The following is a 15,545-nucleotide window of genomic DNA, read 5'->3' as shown; positions in this document are numbered from 1 at the left end:
ATCATTAAATCAACCCACGCTGAAGGAGTGCCCGATGTGCCGACAAGGGATCTTCGGCCAGGTACAGATCAGCGATTTCGGAAGTTCTTACGGACAACTCGGCGTGGTGGATGCACACCGTTGGTCCGGCAATCATTTTTGGGCAGTTGATGCCGTTCAACAGTTTCGGCAACTGCACAAGATTCATGGCTTTGCTGGAATACAGCAGAACGCCGCGGGCTTGCAGGTGATCAATTGTCAGCGCCAGTTCACCGGATGGCAGCGGCCAGTCGAACACCTGCACCGGGCAATCGGCGCTGCTGATCAGCCAGGCGCAGAGCCACAGGTGTGGCTCCAGCAACAGATCCGACTGATTGATCAGCAACAACGGTGCGCCGCGCAACTGACGGTTGTTATGGTAGATGCGTGCGCCGAATTTGCTACGTAGCCAGGAATGAAAGAACACCCGCTCCATCTGCGCACCGAACTGGCCTTGCCAGCGCTGTTCGAGTTCCGCCAGCAACGGCATCAGCAATTGCTCGCACAGCGTTCGTGGCGGGTACAGCGCCATGGCCTGGTTGATGCTGTCGTCGAGGCTGCGTTCATTCAGCTGGGTGACCGCCAGCAGCGCGGCCTGACGCAAGGGGTGCCATTCATTTTCCGGTGGTTCTTCGATGGTTTGCGGGGTGTCGAGCAGCGGTTTGACCTGACTGACGGCCACACCACGGTTGAGCCAGGTGAGGATGGTCTGGATGCGCTGCACGTGTTCAGCCGAATACAGGCGATGACCTTTGGGCGTGCGCTGGGGCACGATCAGCCCGTAGCGACGTTCCCAGGCGCGCAGGGTAATCGCGTTGACGCCGGTCTGGCGCGCGACCTCGCGGATCGGCAGCCAGCCCTCGTCGAGGGCTTTCTTGAAGTCGGCGCCGAGGTCTTCGCGGGCGCTGCTGTCGGGGGTGTCGTTCATTAAATGGCGTTTCGCAGGCTGAGGTTTTCCGGGTGCGGTTGCAGGTAAACCTGTTGCGCGATGTACGGATCGGGGTGTTGGCGAAAGTGATGTTTGAGCAGCGTCAGCGGCACCACAAGCGGCACGATGCCGTGGCGGTACTGGCCGATGACGTGCTGCATTTCCTGTTTGTCTTCGGCGCTGATGGCGCGTTTCAAGTAGCCGCTGATGTGCTGCAACACGTTGCTGTGGGTGCGGCGTGTAGCGCAGGTAGTGAGTGCCGCCATCAACTGGCTGAAGTAGCGCGGGCCGAGCTCCACGGGATCGATTCCGCTCATGTTGCCCAGCAGATTGCCCAGTGCCTTGTATTGCACCGGGTTGTGGGCCATCAGCAGGTATTTGTAGCGCGAGTGGAAGTCGGTCAGGACGCGGCGGCTCAGACCCTGCTTGAGCACCTGCTGCCATTCGCGGTAGGCGAGCACGCGGGTGATGAAGTTCTCCCGCAGCACCGGATCGTTAAGGCGCCCTGCTTCTTCCACCGGCAGATCCGGATGCTGTGCACAGAACGCCTCGGCGTAAATGCCGCGCCCGCCACCATTCACCGGTGCACCGTTGGCGTGGTAGACCTTGACGCGCTCCAGACCGCAGGAAGGCGATTGCTGCATGAAGATGTAGCCGCAGATGTCATCGAGCTCTGCAGCCATTTTTGCGCCATAGGCCGCCAGCGGTTGGGTGACATTGATCGATGGATTGACGGTGCCGACCGCTTCAGGCTTGGCCGGGTCGCCAACAAGTCGAATCGGCTCGCGGGGAATTCCCAGGCCGATCGCTACTTCAGGGCATACCGGAACGAACTCAAAATGCTCGGCCAGGGTGCGGCTGCATAACCGCGATTCCTTGTGCCCGCCGTTGTACCGCACTTCGGCACCCATCAGGCAGGCGCTGATGGCGATTTTCGGTAGGGACGTCGATGAGTCGGACATGCAACAACCTCGAATCTGATCCTGTACAGATGGATAGATCTGTACAACATTCTCTCAGCATAGATTCATGGGTGTACAAGTCAAACTATTTGTATAAGTTTTTTGAGGTTTTTAGCGCCAGCCCATTTTCCAGTGTGAATCATCCTGCAAAGCGCGCCAGTCGCATTGCTCGGTACGCCGGGTGAGCACAGCCTGCAATTCGATTTCCAGCACCATACCGTCCTCGTCGCGGAACAGTTCGGTCACCAGGAAATGCTTTTCACGGTTTTTCGGGTGGGCTGCTGTCCATTTCGACAGCAGCAATTTGCGCGGGTTGATGCGGTTCACTGTAAGTGTTCGTGCAAGCGTCTTGCAGCCTCCTGACCACTGAGCCACGCCCCTTCGACCCGCCCCGACAGGCACCAGTCGCCACAGGCATACAGGCCCAGATCGGCGTCGGCCAGGGTGCCCCATTCATGACTGCTGGCCGGGCGGGCATAAAGCCAGCGGTGGGCGAGGCTGAAGGTCGGGGCCGGCATGGCGCTGTGCAACAGTTCGGCGAAGGCGCCGTGCAATTGTTCGATCACCGCTTCCTTGGACAGGTCGATGTGTTGCCGGCTCCAGGCGCTGGTGGCGTGCAGGACCCAGGTATCGCACGTGGTGTCGCGTCCCGGTTTGCTGCGGTTGCGGGCCAGCCAGTCGAGGGCGCTGTCCTGGACGAAGCAGCCTTCGATGGGCGTATCCAGCGGCGTGTCGAAGGCAAGGGCGACGGCCCAGGTCGGGTCCATTTTTACCCCGGCGGCGGCACCGGCGAGTTTCGGCGCGGCGGCCAGCAGGGCGGTGGCCTGCGGCGCCGGCGTGGCGATCACCACGTGGCTGTACGGCCCGTGAGTGAAGCCCTCTGCATCTTGCAGGTGCCAGTGCTCTTCGCCGCGATAGACCTCGGTGATCCGGCAGGCGAAATGCACTTCCAGGCCATCGAGCAAACCACGGGTGATGGCGCTCATGCGCGGCGAGCCGACCCAGCGGGTCTGCTCGTCCGGTGACAGGTTCAGTTGTCCGCCATGAAAGGTATAGAGCTGCGGCGTCCACTCGGCGACCCAGCCCTGGCTTTGCCAGCGCTGGACTTCGGTGACGAAGCGCCGGTCGCGGGCCGTGAAATATTGGGCACCCATGTCCAGCGAGCCGGCATCGCTGCGCTTGCTCGACATGCGCCCACCGCTGCCGCGGCTTTTATCGAACAACTGAACGGTGTGCCCGGCCTCGGTGAGGGCCTGGGCGGCGGAGAGCCCGGCGATGCCGGTGCCGATGATTGCGATAGGTACAGTCATAGGGGCCTCGTTTACCTTTCTGTACAGACTACGCCGTGGATGAAACCTGTACAATTTTGTTTTTTGGTATAACTTCCAGCATTCTCGTTCTGACAGCTTGGCCTATTGTTAAACAATAGAGCTTGTCCGATAGAAAAGATCCCTGCCTATAAAAATAGACTAGTGATTGAAGTAAAACGCCACGTGAGGAAGACGTCATGCACATATTGCTGACCGGCGGTACTGGATTGATCGGACGTCAGCTCTGCCGGCACTGGTCGGGTCAGGGCCACCGGTTGACCGTGTGGAGCCGTCGTGCGGAAAAGGTCGCGAAAATCTGCGGCGCTCAAGTGCGTGGCATCGCGCGTCTGGAGGACCTTGGCGACGAAGCCGTGGACGTGATCGTCAACCTCGCCGGCGCGCCGATTGCCGATCGGCCGTGGACACATCGACGCAAGGCATTGCTGTGGAGCAGCCGGATCACGCTCACCGAGACGCTGCTGACGTGGCTGGAAAACCGCGGACAGAAACCGTCGCTGCTGATTTCCGGTTCGGCGGTGGGCTGGTACGGTGACGGCGGCGAGCGTGAGTTGACCGAGCAATCGCCACCGGTGATCGATGACTTCGCCAGCCAGTTGTGCATTGCCTGGGAGGAAACCGCGCAGCGCGCCGAAGCGATGGACATTCGTGTGGTACTGGTACGAACCGGGCTGGTGCTGTCGGCCGAGGGCGGTTTTTTGTCGCGCCTGTTGCTGCCGTTCAAACTCGGGCTGGGTGGGCCTTTGGGCAATGGTCGGCAGTGGATGTCGTGGATTCATATCGACGATCAAATCGCCCTGATTGATTTTCTTCTGCACCGCGATCAGGCGAGTGGTCCTTATAATGCGTGCGCGCCGAAACCTGTGCGCAATCGCGAATTTGCCAAGACGCTGGGCCGCGTGCTGCATCGCCCGGCGTTCATGCCGATGCCGGCGCTGGCCCTTAAGGTCGTGCTCGGCGAGATGTCATTGCTGTTGCTGGGTGGTCAGCGGGCCACGCCGGCACGCTTGCTGGAAGCCGGATTCACCTTCCGGTTCACGGATTTACGCGCGGCCCTGGACGATCTCTCCAGCCGCCTCTGAAATAGGACGTTGCATGACCGATCACGCCTTGCTTCTGGTCAACCTGGGTTCGCCGGCCTCCACTTCGGTGGCCGACGTGCGCAGCTACCTCAATCAATTTCTGATGGACCCGTATGTGATCGACCTGCCGTGGCCGGTGCGGCGTCTGCTGGTGTCACTGATCCTGATCAAGCGCCCGGAGCAGTCGGCCCATGCCTACGCTTCGATCTGGTGGGACGAAGGCTCGCCGCTGGTGGTGCTCAGCCGTCGCCTGCAACAGCAGATGAAGGCGCAGTGGACTCACGGCCCGGTTGAGCTGGCCATGCGTTACGGCGAGCCGTCGATTGAAACTAGCCTGTTGAAGCTGGTCGCGGCGGGGCACAAACGCATCACCCTCGCGCCGCTTTATCCACAGTTCGCCGACAGCACCACCACTACGGTGATTGAAGAAGCCAAGCGGGTGCTGCGCGAGAAGAAGCTCGATGTGCAGCTGTCGGTGTTGCAGCCGTTCTACGATCAGCCGGAATACCTCAACGCGCTGGTGGCGAGCGCCAAACCGCATTTGCAACAGGATTACGATCACCTGTTGCTGAGCTTCCACGGTTTGCCGGAGCGGCACCTGACCAAACTCGACCCGACCGGCAATCATTGCTTCAAGAATGAAGATTGCTGCAGGAACGCCTCGGCTGCCGTATTGGCCACCTGTTATCGCGCCCAGTGCCTGCGTACGGCGGCGCTGTTCGCGCAACGCATGGGGTTGCCGGACGGCAAGTGGTCGGTGTCGTTTCAGTCGCGGCTGGGCCGGGCGAAATGGATCGAGCCCTACACTGAAGCGCGGTTGGATGAACTGGCCAAAAGCGGCGTGAAGAAGATTCTGGTGATGTGCCCGGCGTTTGTCGCCGATTGCATCGAGACCCTTGAAGAGATCGGCGATCGCGGCAAGGAACAGTTCCGCGAGGCGGGAGGGGAGGAGTTGGTGCTGGTGCCGTGCCTGAACGATGACCCGCAATGGGCGAAGGCGTTGGCAACGCTGTGTGAACGGGCGCCACTGGCCCTCTAAAAGCATCGCCAGCAGGCTGGATCCCACAGGAAAGCGCATTCCAATGTGGGAGCCAGCCTGCTGGCGATAGCGGTCTTTCAGGCGATGAAGCTAAGTCTTAGATCAGCGGCTCATCCGCCTTCTTGTGTTTCCAGCTGTCGTTGCCCGGCAGGATCAGGTTCAGCGCAATCGCCACCACCGCGCACAGCGCGATGCCTTTGAGGCCGAAGTCATCCGGACCTGTGCCGGTGCCGACCAGCACACCGCCGATACCGAACACCAGGGTCACCGAAACGATCACCAGATTGCGTGCTTCGCCCAGATCGATCTTGTGACGGATCAGGGTGTTCATCCCCACCGCCGCGATCGAACCGAACAGCAGGCACAGAATCCCGCCCATCACCGGCACCGGAATGCTCTGCAGCAGGGCGCCGAACTTGCCGATGAACGCCAGGCTGATGGCGAAGATCGCCGCCCAGGTCATGATTTTCGGGTTGTAGTTCTTGGTCAGCATCACCGCGCCAGTCACTTCGGCGTAGGTGGTATTGGGCGGACCGCCAAACAGACCGGCTGCCGTGGTGGCGATGCCGTCACCGAGCAGGGTGCGATGCAGGCCCGGCTTCTTCAGGTAGTCGCGACCGGTCACGCTGCCGACCGCAATCACGCCGCCGATGTGTTCGATCGCCGGGGCCAAAGCTACCGGGACGATGAACAGGATCGCCTGCCAGTTGAACTCCGGCGCGGTGAAATGAGGAAGTGCAAACCATGGGGCCGCCGCAATCTTCGCGGTGTCGACGACACCGAAATAGAAGGACATGGCGAAACCCACCAGCACGCCGGAAATGATCGGCACCAGGCGGAAAATGCCTTTGCCGAACACCGCCACGATCAGCGTGGTCAGCAGCGCCGGCATCGAGATCATCATCGCGGTCTGGTAATGGATCAGCTCCGAACCGTCACCAGCCTTGCCCATCGCCATGTTCGCGGCAATCGGCGCCATGGCCAGGCCAATGGAGATGATCACCGGACCGATCACTACCGGTGGCAGCAGACGGTCAATGAAGCCGGTGCCTTTGATCTTCACGGCCAGGCCAAGGAAGGTGTAGACGAAACCGGCCGCCATCACGCCGCCCATGGTCGCGGCGAGGCCGAACTGGCCCTTGGCGAGAATGATCGGGGTGATGAAGGCGAAGCTCGATGCCAGGAACACCGGCACCTGACGCCCGGTGACGATCTGGAACAGAATCGTGCCTAAACCCGCGGTAAACAGTGCCACGTTCGGGTCAAGGCCCGTGATCAGCGGCATCAGCACCAGGGCGCCGAAAGCCACGAACAGCATCTGTGCGCCGGACAGTACCGTGCGCCAGAGCGGATCGTTGAACTCTTGCTGCATGGTTACGCGTCCTTCTGCTTGGTGCCGAAGATCTTGTCACCGGCATCGCCAAGCCCAGGAATGATGTAACCGTGCTCGTTGAGTTTCTGATCGATGGACGCGGTGTAGATGATCACGTCCGGGTGAGCTTTCTCGACAGCGGCAATGCCTTCCGGCGCGGCCACCAGCACCATCGCGCGTATGTCCTTGCAGCCGGCCTTCTTCAGCAGGTCGATGGTTGCAACCATGGAGCTGCCGGTGGCGAGCATCGGGTCGATGATCATGGCGAGACGTTCGTCGATTTCCGGAACCAGCTTTTCCAGATAGGTGTGGGCCTGCAGGGTTTCTTCGTTACGGGCAACGCCGACGGCGCTGACCTTGGCGCCCGGTATCAGGCTCAGCACGCCTTCGAGCATGCCGATGCCGGCACGCAGGATCGGCACGACGGTAATTTTCTTGCCGGCGATTTTCTCGACCGACACGGTGCCGCACCAACCTTCGATGTCGTAGGTTTCCAGCGGCAGGTCTTTTGTAGCTTCATAGGTCAACAGGGCACCGACTTCCTGAGCGAGCTCACGGAAATTCTTGGTGCTGATGTCTGCACGGCGCATAAGGCCAAGTTTGTGACGGATCAGCGGATGGCGGATCTCTTGGATGGACATGGGGAAAGGCTCCGGCGGCGGGCAAAAAAACCGGCCTAGATTAATCTATCCGAGGGTGATGTCCTATAGGACATACAGAACGTTAGTCCACAAATGCTTGATTCGGCCGTGCGGGATGCGTACCTTTGCCCGCTTTTCCGAAACAGACCCCCCTTGGAGAGCGCCATGTCCGCTGATCTCGAGCATATCCGTCAAATCATGCGAGAGGCTGACTGCCTGTACACCGAAGCTGAAGTCGAGGCTGCCATTGCCCGCGTCGGTGCACAAATCAACGAACAACTGGCCGAGAGCAACCCGGTGGTGTTCTGTGTGATGAACGGCGGGCTGATTTTTTCCGGCAAACTGCTGACCCATCTGCAGTTTCCGCTGGAAGCGTCCTACCTGCACGCTACCCGCTATCGCAACGAAACCAGCGGCGGCGACCTGTTCTGGAAAGCCAAACCTGAAGTCTCGTTCATCGACCGCGACGTGCTGATCATCGACGACATCCTCGACGAAGGTCACACCCTGGGCGCGATCATCGACTTCTGCAAACACGCCGGTGCCCGAGCCGTACACACCGCTGTGCTGATCGACAAGGACCACGACCGCAAGGCCCGTCCTGACCTGAAAGCCGATTTCGTCGGCCTGCCGTGCGTCGACCGTTACATCTTTGGTTACGGCATGGACTACAAAGGCTACTGGCGCAACGCCAACGGGATCTTCGCCGTCAAAGGCATGTAAGCACCCCTGAAAGATCGCAGCCCCAGGCTGCGATCTTTTGCTTTTAAAGACTGCTAAAGTGCTTGGCCCCGCCCCCCGGAGCCTGTCATGAGCCTCTTGATCCGCAGCTGCGCCGCCCTGTTGCTGACCCTCAGCCTGCCCCTGGTCGCCGCGCCGATGCACAGTCAGTTCCTGCCACCCGACGACCTGAGCCTGCGCGATGCCGAACCCGAGCAGCAACAACTGTTGCAGGTCCTCGACTATTCGGTGGTGGTCGGTGCCCAGCGTCAGTCCAATCAGCAGCCGATTCCGGTCACCTCGCCATTGATGATCCGCCTCAAGGGCAAGCCTCTGAACAAGGGCGCGACGATCAATCAGGTGCTGGTCAGCTTCGATGGCGAAAGCAAAAGCCTGAAAAAACCGGTATACGACGACCAGCGCAAGACCCTGACCCTGTTCTATCCGCTGGCTCAATACCGGGTAATCATCGATCTGCTGCGCAATGACACCGTGTACGTGCAATTCCTCAGCTACGCCAACGGCCACATCTGGGCCGATCTGCACACCGGCAGCACGCGTGCGCGTTGAGCCCCGTGCCCGGGCAGGGGTAAACTGCCCGCCCCGTGAAATGTCTGCGAGCTGGAGTCGGCAATGCGTAAAGATAAGAAACAAGTGATTGGTGACGAGATCGGCGATGAGCAGATCAAGCTGTTTCTCGATTTTGAGCCCGTCGACGCCACTTCGCCGTCGCTGCACAAACTGGTCAAGGCCTACCGCGGCCTGCGCATCGACGATTTCGAGCGTTTCCTGACGTTCTTCGTTGCAGCCGGTTATGACGTGGACGGCAAGGACGAGCACGGCAAGACTTTCGTCGACCAGATCCGCGATCAACGCAACGCACAGGAATACATCGAGCTGATCGAGAAAGCGCGCGGCTGATACCTGCGCAGTTTTCCGAGGCATAAAAAAACGCCCCGCACTCATCGAGTGCGGGGCGTTTTTCATGGAGCCGAATCAGGCGTAGCTTTCGGTCTCGTTACTGGCTTCGACCAGTTCCAGCGCGACGTTGTTCTGCGTGTTGATCTTGCGATACAGCGCAGCGTCGGTTTCCAGGACTTTTTCACGGGCCGGGAAGATTTCCGCCAGTTTGGCAGCCCACTCACCCTTGGCCTTGGCCGGGAAGCATTTCTCGATCAGTTCCAGCATGATCGAAACGGTCACCGAAGCACCTGGCGAGGCGCCGAGCAGGGCGGCGAGGGAGCCGTCCTTCGCCGCCACCAGTTCGGTACCGAACTGCAGAATGCCGCCTTTCTTCGGGTCTTTCTTGATGATCTGCACCCGTTGGCCGGCCACTTCCAGGCGCCAGTCTTCGGCTTTCGCCAGCGGGTAGAAACGGCGCAGGGATTCCAGACGCTGCTCCATCGACTGCATCACTTCACTGACCAGGTACTTGGTCAGGTCCATGTTGTTCTTGGCCACGGCCAGCATCGGGCCGATGTTGCCGGCGCGAACCGACATCGGCAGGTCCATGAAGGAGCCGTGCTTGAGGAACTTGGTGGTGAAACCGGCGTATGGCCCGAACAGCAGGGATTTCTTGCCGTCGACCACGCGAGTGTCCAGGTGCGGCACGGACATCGGTGGCGAACCCACGGCGGCCTGGCTGTAAACCTTGGCCTGGTGATGCTTGACCACTTCCGGGTTGTCGCAACGCAGCCACTGGCCGCTGATCGGGAAGCCGCCGAAGCCTTTGCTCTCTTCGATGCCCGAGGCTTGCAGCAGCGGCAGGGCCGCGCCACCGGCGCCGAGGAATACGAACTTGGCGTCGACTTCACGGCTGCTGCCGCTGTTGACGTCCTTGATGCTGACGGTCCAGCCGTTGGCGTTACGCTTGAGGCCGGTCACGCGCTTGCAGTACTTGACCTGGGCATCCGGGGCGCTGGTCAGGTGCTTGAGCAGCTGATTGGTCAGCGCGCCGAAGTTGACGTCGGTGCCGTTGATCACGCGGGTGGCGGCGAGCACCTGGTCTTTCGGACGACCCGGCATCATCAGCGGCATCCACTCGGCCATCTTCGCCTTGTCTTCGGTGTATTCCATGTCGGCGAAGGCGTGGTGCTTGTGCAGCACGTTGAAGCGTTCCTTGAGGAATGAAACGCCTTTTTCGCCTTCGACGTAGCTCAGGTGCGGCACCGGGCTGATGAAGGATTTGCACGAGCCGAACGTGCCTTTTTTGGTCAGGTACGACCAGAACTGCTTCGACACCTCGAACTGGGTGTTGATGTGCACGGCTTTCTTGATGTCGACAGTGCCGTCGGCAGCCTGCGGCGTGTAGTTCAGCTCGCAGAGGCCGGCGTGGCCGGTACCGGCGTTGTTCCACGGGTTGGAACTTTCCGCGGCACCGGAATCCATCAGTTCGACGACCTCCAGCTTGATCGCCGGGTCGAGTTCCTTGAGCAGCACTGCAAGGGTGGCACTCATGATGCCGGCCCCAACCAGAACTACGTCGACTGCTTCGTTATGCGCCATTTAACGCGTCTCCAAAATCTGCAGCACCAAATTGTCGGCATGGCTGCCAGGTGTCCGGGGCAGGTCAGTGGCGCCCCAGGTACCCATGGCCAGGTTTGCCATGTCCGAATCTTCGCAATTTTTCGCAACTTCGACGGATGCGTGCGGCCTGGCTTCTAGAGTCACATGAACTCATTTCGGCGCGGGGCTGGCAATTCGACTTATGGTCGAGACATCCGTTTGTGCAACCAAATCCGTAGCGGACAGGCTTCAGGCTCCGGTATTCGAGGCGTACCCGTTCCTGTGTCGTTGGGCTGTTTCAGACGCTAATGGTGCATGTTCAGACGCAAAACTATTCATTTGCTCGCCACACTCTTGTGAAGTTGTGAAAACCCGTTTTTTTCACGCTCTTTTGAAGACGTGAACCTCAAAAAGGGCTGTCCGGGCCTGGCACCGTGCCCGGAGGGTTTGCCGCCACGCGATACATGGGCAGGCAAAACGGGCAAACAACTCAGTGACCGAGCGTCATGACAGCTCTGCAGATTCGCGAAAAGCGGGGATTTGCCAGGGAAACAGCAAGCACGCCAGCTTCACTCGATCTGTGTGGGCGGCTCTCTGTGGGCGATTTGGATGCCAATGCAAGCGCATTGACGCTGTTGCGGGGCCCGATCAGGAGACGTCCTTATAATCGGGGGGAGATTGTATCGAAGAAATGCGGGGAGTTGGTCGAGTTTAATGACTTTTATTAGGCATCCGGTCAGATGCTCAACATCGCCTGAGCGCGTGCGCGAGGGCGCTGCTGTTCGACCCGGGCGCTGGCCGGCAGGGGTTGGTGCAACCAGTTGAGACGGATTTCCTCGATTTCGACCCAGCCGTCACCCATTGGCTGCAGGCTGCATTGCTTGAAAGCCTGGCAATGGCCGTTGCGGTCGAGCAGGGCGAAGCTGCGGTGCAGCGGACGTGGTGCGAACAACGAGATCAGATAGCGCATGGCAGTGCTCCTTTTGGGGTCTGTGAGGAAGATTGTCAGAAGGCCGTGACGCGAACGTGTATGGGGGGTGAACAATCTGTGACAGGAACCGCGTGCACCGGGGTTTGTCAGAGATTTCAGTGCTGGTGACCCGCAGTGGCCCACCGCTATACTGCGGGCCTGTCTGTGCCTGATTCTGGAGAGAAGAGCATGTTGCAACGCCTGTTGTTCGGTTTGATCACTGTGACCAGTTTGACCCTGGTTGGCTGCGCCCACAGCCCGCAACAACTGAGCCCGGAACCGAAGCTGACCACTCAGCTGGCACCGGTCGGCCATGGCCAGCCTGTCGTGGTCCGCGTAGTGGACGGTCGTCCGTCGCCAACCCTCGGCACCCGTGGCGGCCTGTACCCGGAAACCAGCGCCATCACCGTGCAGCGCGAGCAGATCCTGCCGAAGTTGCAGGCCCAGGCCGAAGCGGCCGTGCGTCTGCTGGGCTTCACCCCGTCCAATGGCGCGATGAATGCACCGCAACTGACCGTGACCCTGACTGAACTGAAATACCAGTCGCCGAAAGAAGGCATGTACGTGACCGAGGCCACCATCGGCGCGACCTTCCGCTCCGACGTGCAGAACGCCAACCGTCGTTACAGCGGTCGTTACGGTGCCTCGCTGGACCAGCGTTTCGGCATGGCACCGAACCAGGAAACCAACACCAAACTGGTCAGCGATGTGCTGAGCGATGCGCTGACCCGTCTGTTCAAGGATCCGACCGTGGGTCAGATCCTCGCTGAATAAGGCAGTCGCCTGATGTGAAAAAGCCCGGGGCCAGTGATGGTTCCGGGCTTTTTCGTTCAGGCAGCTTGCGAATAGAAGTCGAGGACGCTGACGCCGGTCAGCAGGTCGGTCTCGGGCAAGTCCGCATGCTGGTGCCCGCCGAGGGCGCAATACACCAGCCAGTGACGGTCCTGAACATTGAAGGCCAGGCTGCCGACGAGGGTCTGTTGTTCGTCGGACGGGGAGATGAGATACAGGCGATCCTGGTTTTCAGCGTGAAGCATGTCGCATTCCGTTTACGTTTCGAGGCGCGCAGGGTGGCCGAAAAAAATGACGATGCCGTGACACAGGACAGCCATCGGTCGATTGATGCGTTATTTGTCGCAAAGGGTAGGGCAGTCGGGGAGGGTTTCGGTAGAATCCGCGCCGCGGTCGTCGGTCTGGCGTTCGCCATACCGGTCTAGATTGAGGTCTGTGATGTCGCTGCACTTGATGACGCTGTTTACCGCCCATCCCGCCAAACTGATCAACCTGCTGGCCCTGCTGCTGGCCTTCCCGGGCAGTTGGCTGCTACACGCGACCCGTCGGCGTGAACAACGGGCGATGGCCAGCATCGCGGCCCAGCGTCAGAGTCAGCCCGACCAAGAGCCGGTGCTGGACTGGGCAACCCTGCGCATGAACCGGTTTTTCTATCGTTTCGGTTTTGCCTGTCTGGGGCTGGCGTTGCTGATTTCCTGGATCAGCACCCGCTACTGAACGAAGAACGGCGCCCGAAGGCGCCGTTCTTGTATCCGGCCGAAACCGCTTACAGCGGCAAACCAGCCTTGACCCGGTACTGATTGCGCACCGGCGTCGCATATTGCAGCACCAGATACGGGCGGTGCTCCTCCGGGCAGGCGTCCAGACGGCTTTGCCATTCCTTCTGGGCCTTGGCCAGTTCCTCGGCGCCGAACACGTCGGCAGCCTTTGGCACGTTCAATTGCGGATCGGCATCGGCCCACTGCGCGTACGCCAGGTAATGCACCGGGAACAACCGGTAGCCGCCGAGAATCTGCTTGTCCATCTCGACCGCCAATTGCTTGGTGTCCTCGAACAGCTCGGTGATCGGCGCGGCGAAGTTCACGTGCACCCGGCCCTTGTAGCCGGTGATGCCCTTGGCGATGCTCACGTCATCCTCGCCCGGCGCCTTGCTGTAGGTGCCAGTGGTGGCGCGGATGTACAGCTCGCGGGCCTTGGCCTGGTCGCACGGGTCGTATTCGTAGCTGATCGACACCGGCGTCAGGTTCAGCGACTGGATGACCTCGCCGAACGGCTCGTCCTTGCGGCTCATGTGGAACATCTTGAGAATCGCCGATTCGGTACGGTCGTCGCCGTCCTTCGCGCGGCCTTCGGCCTGGGCGATCCAGATCGAGGCGCAATCGTTGCGGATCGAGTGGTTGATGTAGGCCGACAGCAGTTGATAGGCGGCCATCTTCTCGCGGCGTCCGGTGATCGAACGGTGAACGATAAAGCTCTTGTTCAAACGCATCAGGTCGCTGACGAACGGCTTTTGCAGCAGGTTGTCGCCAATCGCAATGCGCGGGGTCGGCAGGCCGGCGTGGTACACGGCGTAGTTGACGAAGGCCGGGTCCATCACGATGTCGCGGTGGTTGGCGATGAACAGATAGGCGCTGCCGGACTTGAATTGCTCGACACCGGTGTAGGTCACGCCATCGGTGGCGCGCTCGATGGTGTGGTCGACGTAGAACTCGACCTTGTCCTGCAAAGTGGCCACGGAGGTCACGTCGGCGAACTCACGACGCAGCCGATGGGCTATAAGTGGTTTGAGCATCCAGCCGAAGGCACCGGCGAAACGCGGGAAGCGGAAGTGGGTGAGGATATCTAGAAACGCCTTGTCGCCGAGCAGTCTTGCCAGTACCGCAGGTACTTCGCTGTCGTCGTAAGGTCGGATGGCATCGAATTCGCCCATCATGCTCTCTTGTTGGAAACGGCTAGGGTAAGTAAAGGTTTGGATCGAAAACCAACGGGGCACGGTCTGAAAAAGTAGCCAGACAAAAATAGCCCTGCAAATAGACCGGCGATTATACGCACAAGTCACCCGGGAGACCGCGATGCTGGAAAGCGCACTGTATGAATGTCCGTACTGTGGGGAGGAAGTCGAGACGACCGTGGATCTGTCGGCGGGCGATCAGACCTATATCGAAGACTGTCAGGTGTGTTGCCGACCCATTACGTTCGTACTGCAGGTCCATGGAGAGGATTGGTTTCTGGAAGTCTTCAGCGAAAACGAGTGAGGTGCGCCCATGCAGCGAATCTACGAGCCGGAAAACCTGATGGAAGGCGAAATGCTCAAGGGCATGCTCGCCAGCGAAGGCATCGAGGCGCATCTGGTGGGGCGTGATCTGCTCGGCGGCACGGGCGAGTTGCCGATCTTCGGCCTGCTGGGGCTTTCGGTCGAGAACGATCAGGCCGAATACGCCCGCGAGCTGATCAGCGCGTACAATGCCGCGCTGCCGCTGCCCGGCGATGAACCGGAGAGCTTCCCCGGTACGCTGGTCTGTTAGGCTGACGTTCGTTTTTTTCTTGAGTCGTGCTGCCCCATGTGTGGACGTTATGCCCTGTTTCGCTGGAACCGCGACTTCGCGGCGCTGCCAGGTTTTCCCGCTGATCAGCAGGCGCAGTGGAACATTTCCCCCAACGATTCGGTGTTGATGCTGCGCGCCGAACCTGATGGCCAGCGCACCCTGGCCCGTGCCCGCTGGGGCCTGACGCCGCCGTGGCTGACTGATCTGTCGCGTACCCCGGCCCATGCCCGGGCCGAAACCGTTGCCGAACAGCCAATGTTCCGCGAAGCCCTGCGCCTGCGCCGTTGCCTGCTGCCGGCCAACGGGTTTTACGAATGGCGCGGAAATGTGCGCAAGCACCCGTACTGGTTGACGCCGGGGGAAGGTTCTTCGCTGTTTTTTGCGGCGATCTGGGAGGCGTATCCGGTGCAGGAACAGGTGTGGCTGAGCACGGCGGTGATCACTCAGTCGGCGGCCAGTCAGCGCCGGCCGTTGATTCTCGACGAGGCGGGGCAGGCGGCATGGCTCGATCCGGAAACGCCGCTGCACGTCCTGCAAGGCCTGCTCGCCAGCGAACCCGCCGCCTTGCGTGAGCGGGTGCTGGCGAACCTGGTCAATGATCCGAAGCTCAACGGGCCGGAGTGTCTGACTCCGGCCTGATCG

Annotated in this window: 20 protein-coding genes; 10 read left to right on the top strand and 10 right to left on the bottom strand. The window is 60.5% G+C overall.

The annotated features are described in order from the left end of the window. Window positions 1-4: 4 nt before the first annotated feature. The 4 genes from ACSPX5_RS18830 to ACSPX5_RS18815 form a co-directional block, all read right to left on the bottom strand. Window positions 5-946, bottom strand: coding sequence for a MerR family transcriptional regulator (locus tag ACSPX5_RS18830; protein WP_439820069.1), 942 nt, complete (start codon window positions 944-946; stop codon window positions 5-7). After that, window positions 946-1,908, bottom strand: a complete 963-nt coding sequence (locus ACSPX5_RS18825; RefSeq protein ID WP_169431895.1) for a YbgA family protein — start codon at window positions 1,906-1,908, stop codon at window positions 946-948. Before ACSPX5_RS18825 ends, ACSPX5_RS18830 begins: the two co-directional genes overlap by 1 nt. A gap of 111 nt (window positions 1,909-2,019) precedes the next feature. Then, a complete protein-coding gene (locus tag ACSPX5_RS18820; protein WP_439820068.1) occupies window positions 2,020-2,235 on the bottom strand; it encodes a TIGR02450 family Trp-rich protein in 216 nt (71 codons plus the stop codon). Further along, window positions 2,232-3,218 carry an NAD(P)/FAD-dependent oxidoreductase gene (locus ACSPX5_RS18815; protein ID WP_439820067.1) on the bottom strand — a complete coding sequence of 329 codons (987 nt, stop codon included), beginning with the start codon at window positions 3,216-3,218 and terminating at the stop codon, window positions 2,232-2,234. The genes ACSPX5_RS18820 and ACSPX5_RS18815 overlap by 4 nt, the downstream gene beginning before the upstream one ends. A gap of 197 nt (window positions 3,219-3,415) precedes the next feature. On the opposite strand from ACSPX5_RS18815, the gene ACSPX5_RS18810 reads away from it, so the two are divergent. Next, window positions 3,416-4,318 (top strand): TIGR01777 family oxidoreductase, encoded by a 903-nt coding sequence (locus tag ACSPX5_RS18810; protein WP_169431892.1) that lies wholly within the window; start codon window positions 3,416-3,418, stop codon window positions 4,316-4,318. A gap of 13 nt (window positions 4,319-4,331) precedes the next feature. Continuing rightward, window positions 4,332-5,357, top strand: a complete 1,026-nt coding sequence (gene hemH, locus ACSPX5_RS18805) for a ferrochelatase (RefSeq protein ID WP_439820066.1) — start codon at window positions 4,332-4,334, stop codon at window positions 5,355-5,357. A 97-nt stretch (window positions 5,358-5,454) separates the two neighbouring features. On the opposite strand, the gene ACSPX5_RS18800 is transcribed toward hemH, so the two are convergent. Beyond that, window positions 5,455-6,729, bottom strand: coding sequence for a uracil-xanthine permease family protein (locus ACSPX5_RS18800; protein ID WP_169431890.1), 1,275 nt, complete (start codon window positions 6,727-6,729; stop codon window positions 5,455-5,457). A gap of 2 nt (window positions 6,730-6,731) precedes the next feature. Beyond that, complete coding sequence (gene upp / locus ACSPX5_RS18795) at window positions 6,732-7,370, bottom strand: uracil phosphoribosyltransferase (protein WP_007951682.1); 639 nt, start codon at window positions 7,368-7,370, stop codon at window positions 6,732-6,734. Between the two features lie 165 nt (window positions 7,371-7,535). Here upp and ACSPX5_RS18790 point away from each other — a divergent pair, with 165 nt between their 5' ends. The 3 genes from ACSPX5_RS18790 to ACSPX5_RS18780 all read left to right on the top strand — a co-directional run bounded on the left by ACSPX5_RS18790 (window position 7,536) and on the right by ACSPX5_RS18780 (window position 9,011). Then, on the top strand, window positions 7,536-8,093 hold the full coding sequence (locus ACSPX5_RS18790; RefSeq protein ID WP_085709312.1) for a hypoxanthine-guanine phosphoribosyltransferase: 558 nt from the start codon (window positions 7,536-7,538) through the stop codon (window positions 8,091-8,093). An 87-nt stretch (window positions 8,094-8,180) separates the two neighbouring features. Next, a complete protein-coding gene (locus ACSPX5_RS18785; protein ID WP_207867269.1) occupies window positions 8,181-8,660 on the top strand; it encodes a hypothetical protein in 480 nt (159 codons plus the stop codon). 63 nt (window positions 8,661-8,723) lie between these two features. After that, entirely contained in the window at window positions 8,724-9,011 is a 288-nt protein-coding gene (locus tag ACSPX5_RS18780) for a PA4642 family protein (protein WP_169431888.1), read from the top strand. A 75-nt stretch (window positions 9,012-9,086) separates the two neighbouring features. Here ACSPX5_RS18780 and mqo read toward each other — a convergent pair whose 3' ends face one another. Then, window positions 9,087-10,595: a malate dehydrogenase (quinone) gene (gene mqo, locus ACSPX5_RS18775; RefSeq protein WP_169431887.1), complete on the bottom strand. Its 1,509-nt coding sequence runs from the start codon at window positions 10,593-10,595 to the stop codon at window positions 9,087-9,089. A gap of 736 nt (window positions 10,596-11,331) precedes the next feature. Beyond that, window positions 11,332-11,565 carry a hypothetical protein gene (locus tag ACSPX5_RS18770; protein ID WP_039766297.1) on the bottom strand — a complete coding sequence of 78 codons (234 nt, stop codon included), beginning with the start codon at window positions 11,563-11,565 and terminating at the stop codon, window positions 11,332-11,334. A gap of 189 nt (window positions 11,566-11,754) precedes the next feature. Between ACSPX5_RS18770 and ACSPX5_RS18765 the strand changes: the two genes are divergently transcribed. Next, on the top strand, window positions 11,755-12,339 hold the full coding sequence (locus ACSPX5_RS18765; RefSeq protein WP_169431886.1) for a YajG family lipoprotein: 585 nt from the start codon (window positions 11,755-11,757) through the stop codon (window positions 12,337-12,339). Between the two features lie 56 nt (window positions 12,340-12,395). On the opposite strand, the gene ACSPX5_RS18760 is transcribed toward ACSPX5_RS18765, so the two are convergent. Next, entirely contained in the window at window positions 12,396-12,602 is a 207-nt protein-coding gene (locus ACSPX5_RS18760) for a hypothetical protein (protein WP_039766399.1), read from the bottom strand. A gap of 193 nt (window positions 12,603-12,795) precedes the next feature. Here ACSPX5_RS18760 and ACSPX5_RS18755 point away from each other — a divergent pair, with 193 nt between their 5' ends. Next, entirely contained in the window at window positions 12,796-13,074 is a 279-nt protein-coding gene (locus tag ACSPX5_RS18755; RefSeq protein ID WP_169431885.1) for a hypothetical protein, read from the top strand. A gap of 49 nt (window positions 13,075-13,123) precedes the next feature. Here the strand turns inward: ACSPX5_RS18755 and ACSPX5_RS18750 are convergent, their stop codons facing one another. Further along, complete coding sequence (locus ACSPX5_RS18750) at window positions 13,124-14,290, bottom strand: 1-acyl-sn-glycerol-3-phosphate acyltransferase (protein ID WP_169431884.1); 1,167 nt, start codon at window positions 14,288-14,290, stop codon at window positions 13,124-13,126. Between the two features lie 139 nt (window positions 14,291-14,429). Between ACSPX5_RS18750 and ACSPX5_RS18745 the strand changes: the two genes are divergently transcribed. The 3 genes from ACSPX5_RS18745 to ACSPX5_RS18735 are packed head-to-tail and all read left to right on the top strand — an operon-like array spanning window position 14,430 to window position 15,542. Continuing rightward, the gene (locus tag ACSPX5_RS18745) at window positions 14,430-14,612 is read left to right on the top strand and encodes a CPXCG motif-containing cysteine-rich protein (protein ID WP_096797159.1); all 183 of its coding nucleotides are present in this window, start codon (window positions 14,430-14,432) and stop codon (window positions 14,610-14,612) included. A gap of 9 nt (window positions 14,613-14,621) precedes the next feature. Beyond that, a complete protein-coding gene (locus ACSPX5_RS18740) occupies window positions 14,622-14,882 on the top strand; it encodes a putative signal transducing protein (RefSeq protein WP_085709319.1) in 261 nt (86 codons plus the stop codon). 36 nt (window positions 14,883-14,918) lie between these two features. Continuing rightward, entirely contained in the window at window positions 14,919-15,542 is a 624-nt protein-coding gene (locus ACSPX5_RS18735; protein WP_207867271.1) for an SOS response-associated peptidase, read from the top strand. The last annotated feature ends 3 nt before the right edge of the window (window positions 15,543-15,545 follow it).

It is taken from the genome of Pseudomonas sp. HLG18 (assembly GCF_051903985.1).
Classification (GTDB): Bacteria; Pseudomonadota; Gammaproteobacteria; order Pseudomonadales; family Pseudomonadaceae; genus Aquipseudomonas; species Aquipseudomonas fluorescens_BT.
The sequence above is the reverse complement of the archived record's forward strand: the minus strand, read 5'-3'. Positions and strand labels throughout refer to the sequence as shown.

What these genes read in the sequence shown, in the direction of transcription:
- ACSPX5_RS18745 (WP_096797159.1), top strand. Translation starts at nt 14,430, where the DNA reads ATGCTGGAAAGCGCACTGTATGAATGTCCGTACTGTGGGGAGGAAGTC.
- upp (WP_007951682.1), bottom strand. Translation starts at nt 7,370, where the DNA reads ATGTCCATCCAAGAGATCCGCCATCCGCTGATCCGTCACAAACTTGGC.
- ACSPX5_RS18785 (WP_207867269.1), top strand. Translation starts at nt 8,181, where the DNA reads ATGAGCCTCTTGATCCGCAGCTGCGCCGCCCTGTTGCTGACCCTCAGC.
- ACSPX5_RS18740 (WP_085709319.1), top strand. Translation starts at nt 14,622, where the DNA reads ATGCAGCGAATCTACGAGCCGGAAAACCTGATGGAAGGCGAAATGCTC.
- ACSPX5_RS18735 (WP_207867271.1), top strand. Translation starts at nt 14,919, where the DNA reads ATGTGTGGACGTTATGCCCTGTTTCGCTGGAACCGCGACTTCGCGGCG.
- ACSPX5_RS18755 (WP_169431885.1), top strand. Translation starts at nt 12,796, where the DNA reads ATGTCGCTGCACTTGATGACGCTGTTTACCGCCCATCCCGCCAAACTG.
- ACSPX5_RS18800 (WP_169431890.1), bottom strand. Translation starts at nt 6,729, where the DNA reads ATGCAGCAAGAGTTCAACGATCCGCTCTGGCGCACGGTACTGTCCGGC.
- hemH (WP_439820066.1), top strand. Translation starts at nt 4,332, where the DNA reads ATGACCGATCACGCCTTGCTTCTGGTCAACCTGGGTTCGCCGGCCTCC.
- ACSPX5_RS18760 (WP_039766399.1), bottom strand. Translation starts at nt 12,602, where the DNA reads ATGCTTCACGCTGAAAACCAGGATCGCCTGTATCTCATCTCCCCGTCC.
- ACSPX5_RS18810 (WP_169431892.1), top strand. Translation starts at nt 3,416, where the DNA reads ATGCACATATTGCTGACCGGCGGTACTGGATTGATCGGACGTCAGCTC.
- ACSPX5_RS18825 (WP_169431895.1), bottom strand. Translation starts at nt 1,908, where the DNA reads ATGTCCGACTCATCGACGTCCCTACCGAAAATCGCCATCAGCGCCTGC.
- mqo (WP_169431887.1), bottom strand. Translation starts at nt 10,595, where the DNA reads ATGGCGCATAACGAAGCAGTCGACGTAGTTCTGGTTGGGGCCGGCATC.
- ACSPX5_RS18780 (WP_169431888.1), top strand. Translation starts at nt 8,724, where the DNA reads ATGCGTAAAGATAAGAAACAAGTGATTGGTGACGAGATCGGCGATGAG.
- ACSPX5_RS18790 (WP_085709312.1), top strand. Translation starts at nt 7,536, where the DNA reads ATGTCCGCTGATCTCGAGCATATCCGTCAAATCATGCGAGAGGCTGAC.
- ACSPX5_RS18750 (WP_169431884.1), bottom strand. Translation starts at nt 14,290, where the DNA reads ATGATGGGCGAATTCGATGCCATCCGACCTTACGACGACAGCGAAGTA.
- ACSPX5_RS18815 (WP_439820067.1), bottom strand. Translation starts at nt 3,218, where the DNA reads ATGACTGTACCTATCGCAATCATCGGCACCGGCATCGCCGGGCTCTCC.
- ACSPX5_RS18765 (WP_169431886.1), top strand. Translation starts at nt 11,755, where the DNA reads ATGTTGCAACGCCTGTTGTTCGGTTTGATCACTGTGACCAGTTTGACC.
- ACSPX5_RS18770 (WP_039766297.1), bottom strand. Translation starts at nt 11,565, where the DNA reads ATGCGCTATCTGATCTCGTTGTTCGCACCACGTCCGCTGCACCGCAGC.
- ACSPX5_RS18830 (WP_439820069.1), bottom strand. Translation starts at nt 946, where the DNA reads ATGAACGACACCCCCGACAGCAGCGCCCGCGAAGACCTCGGCGCCGAC.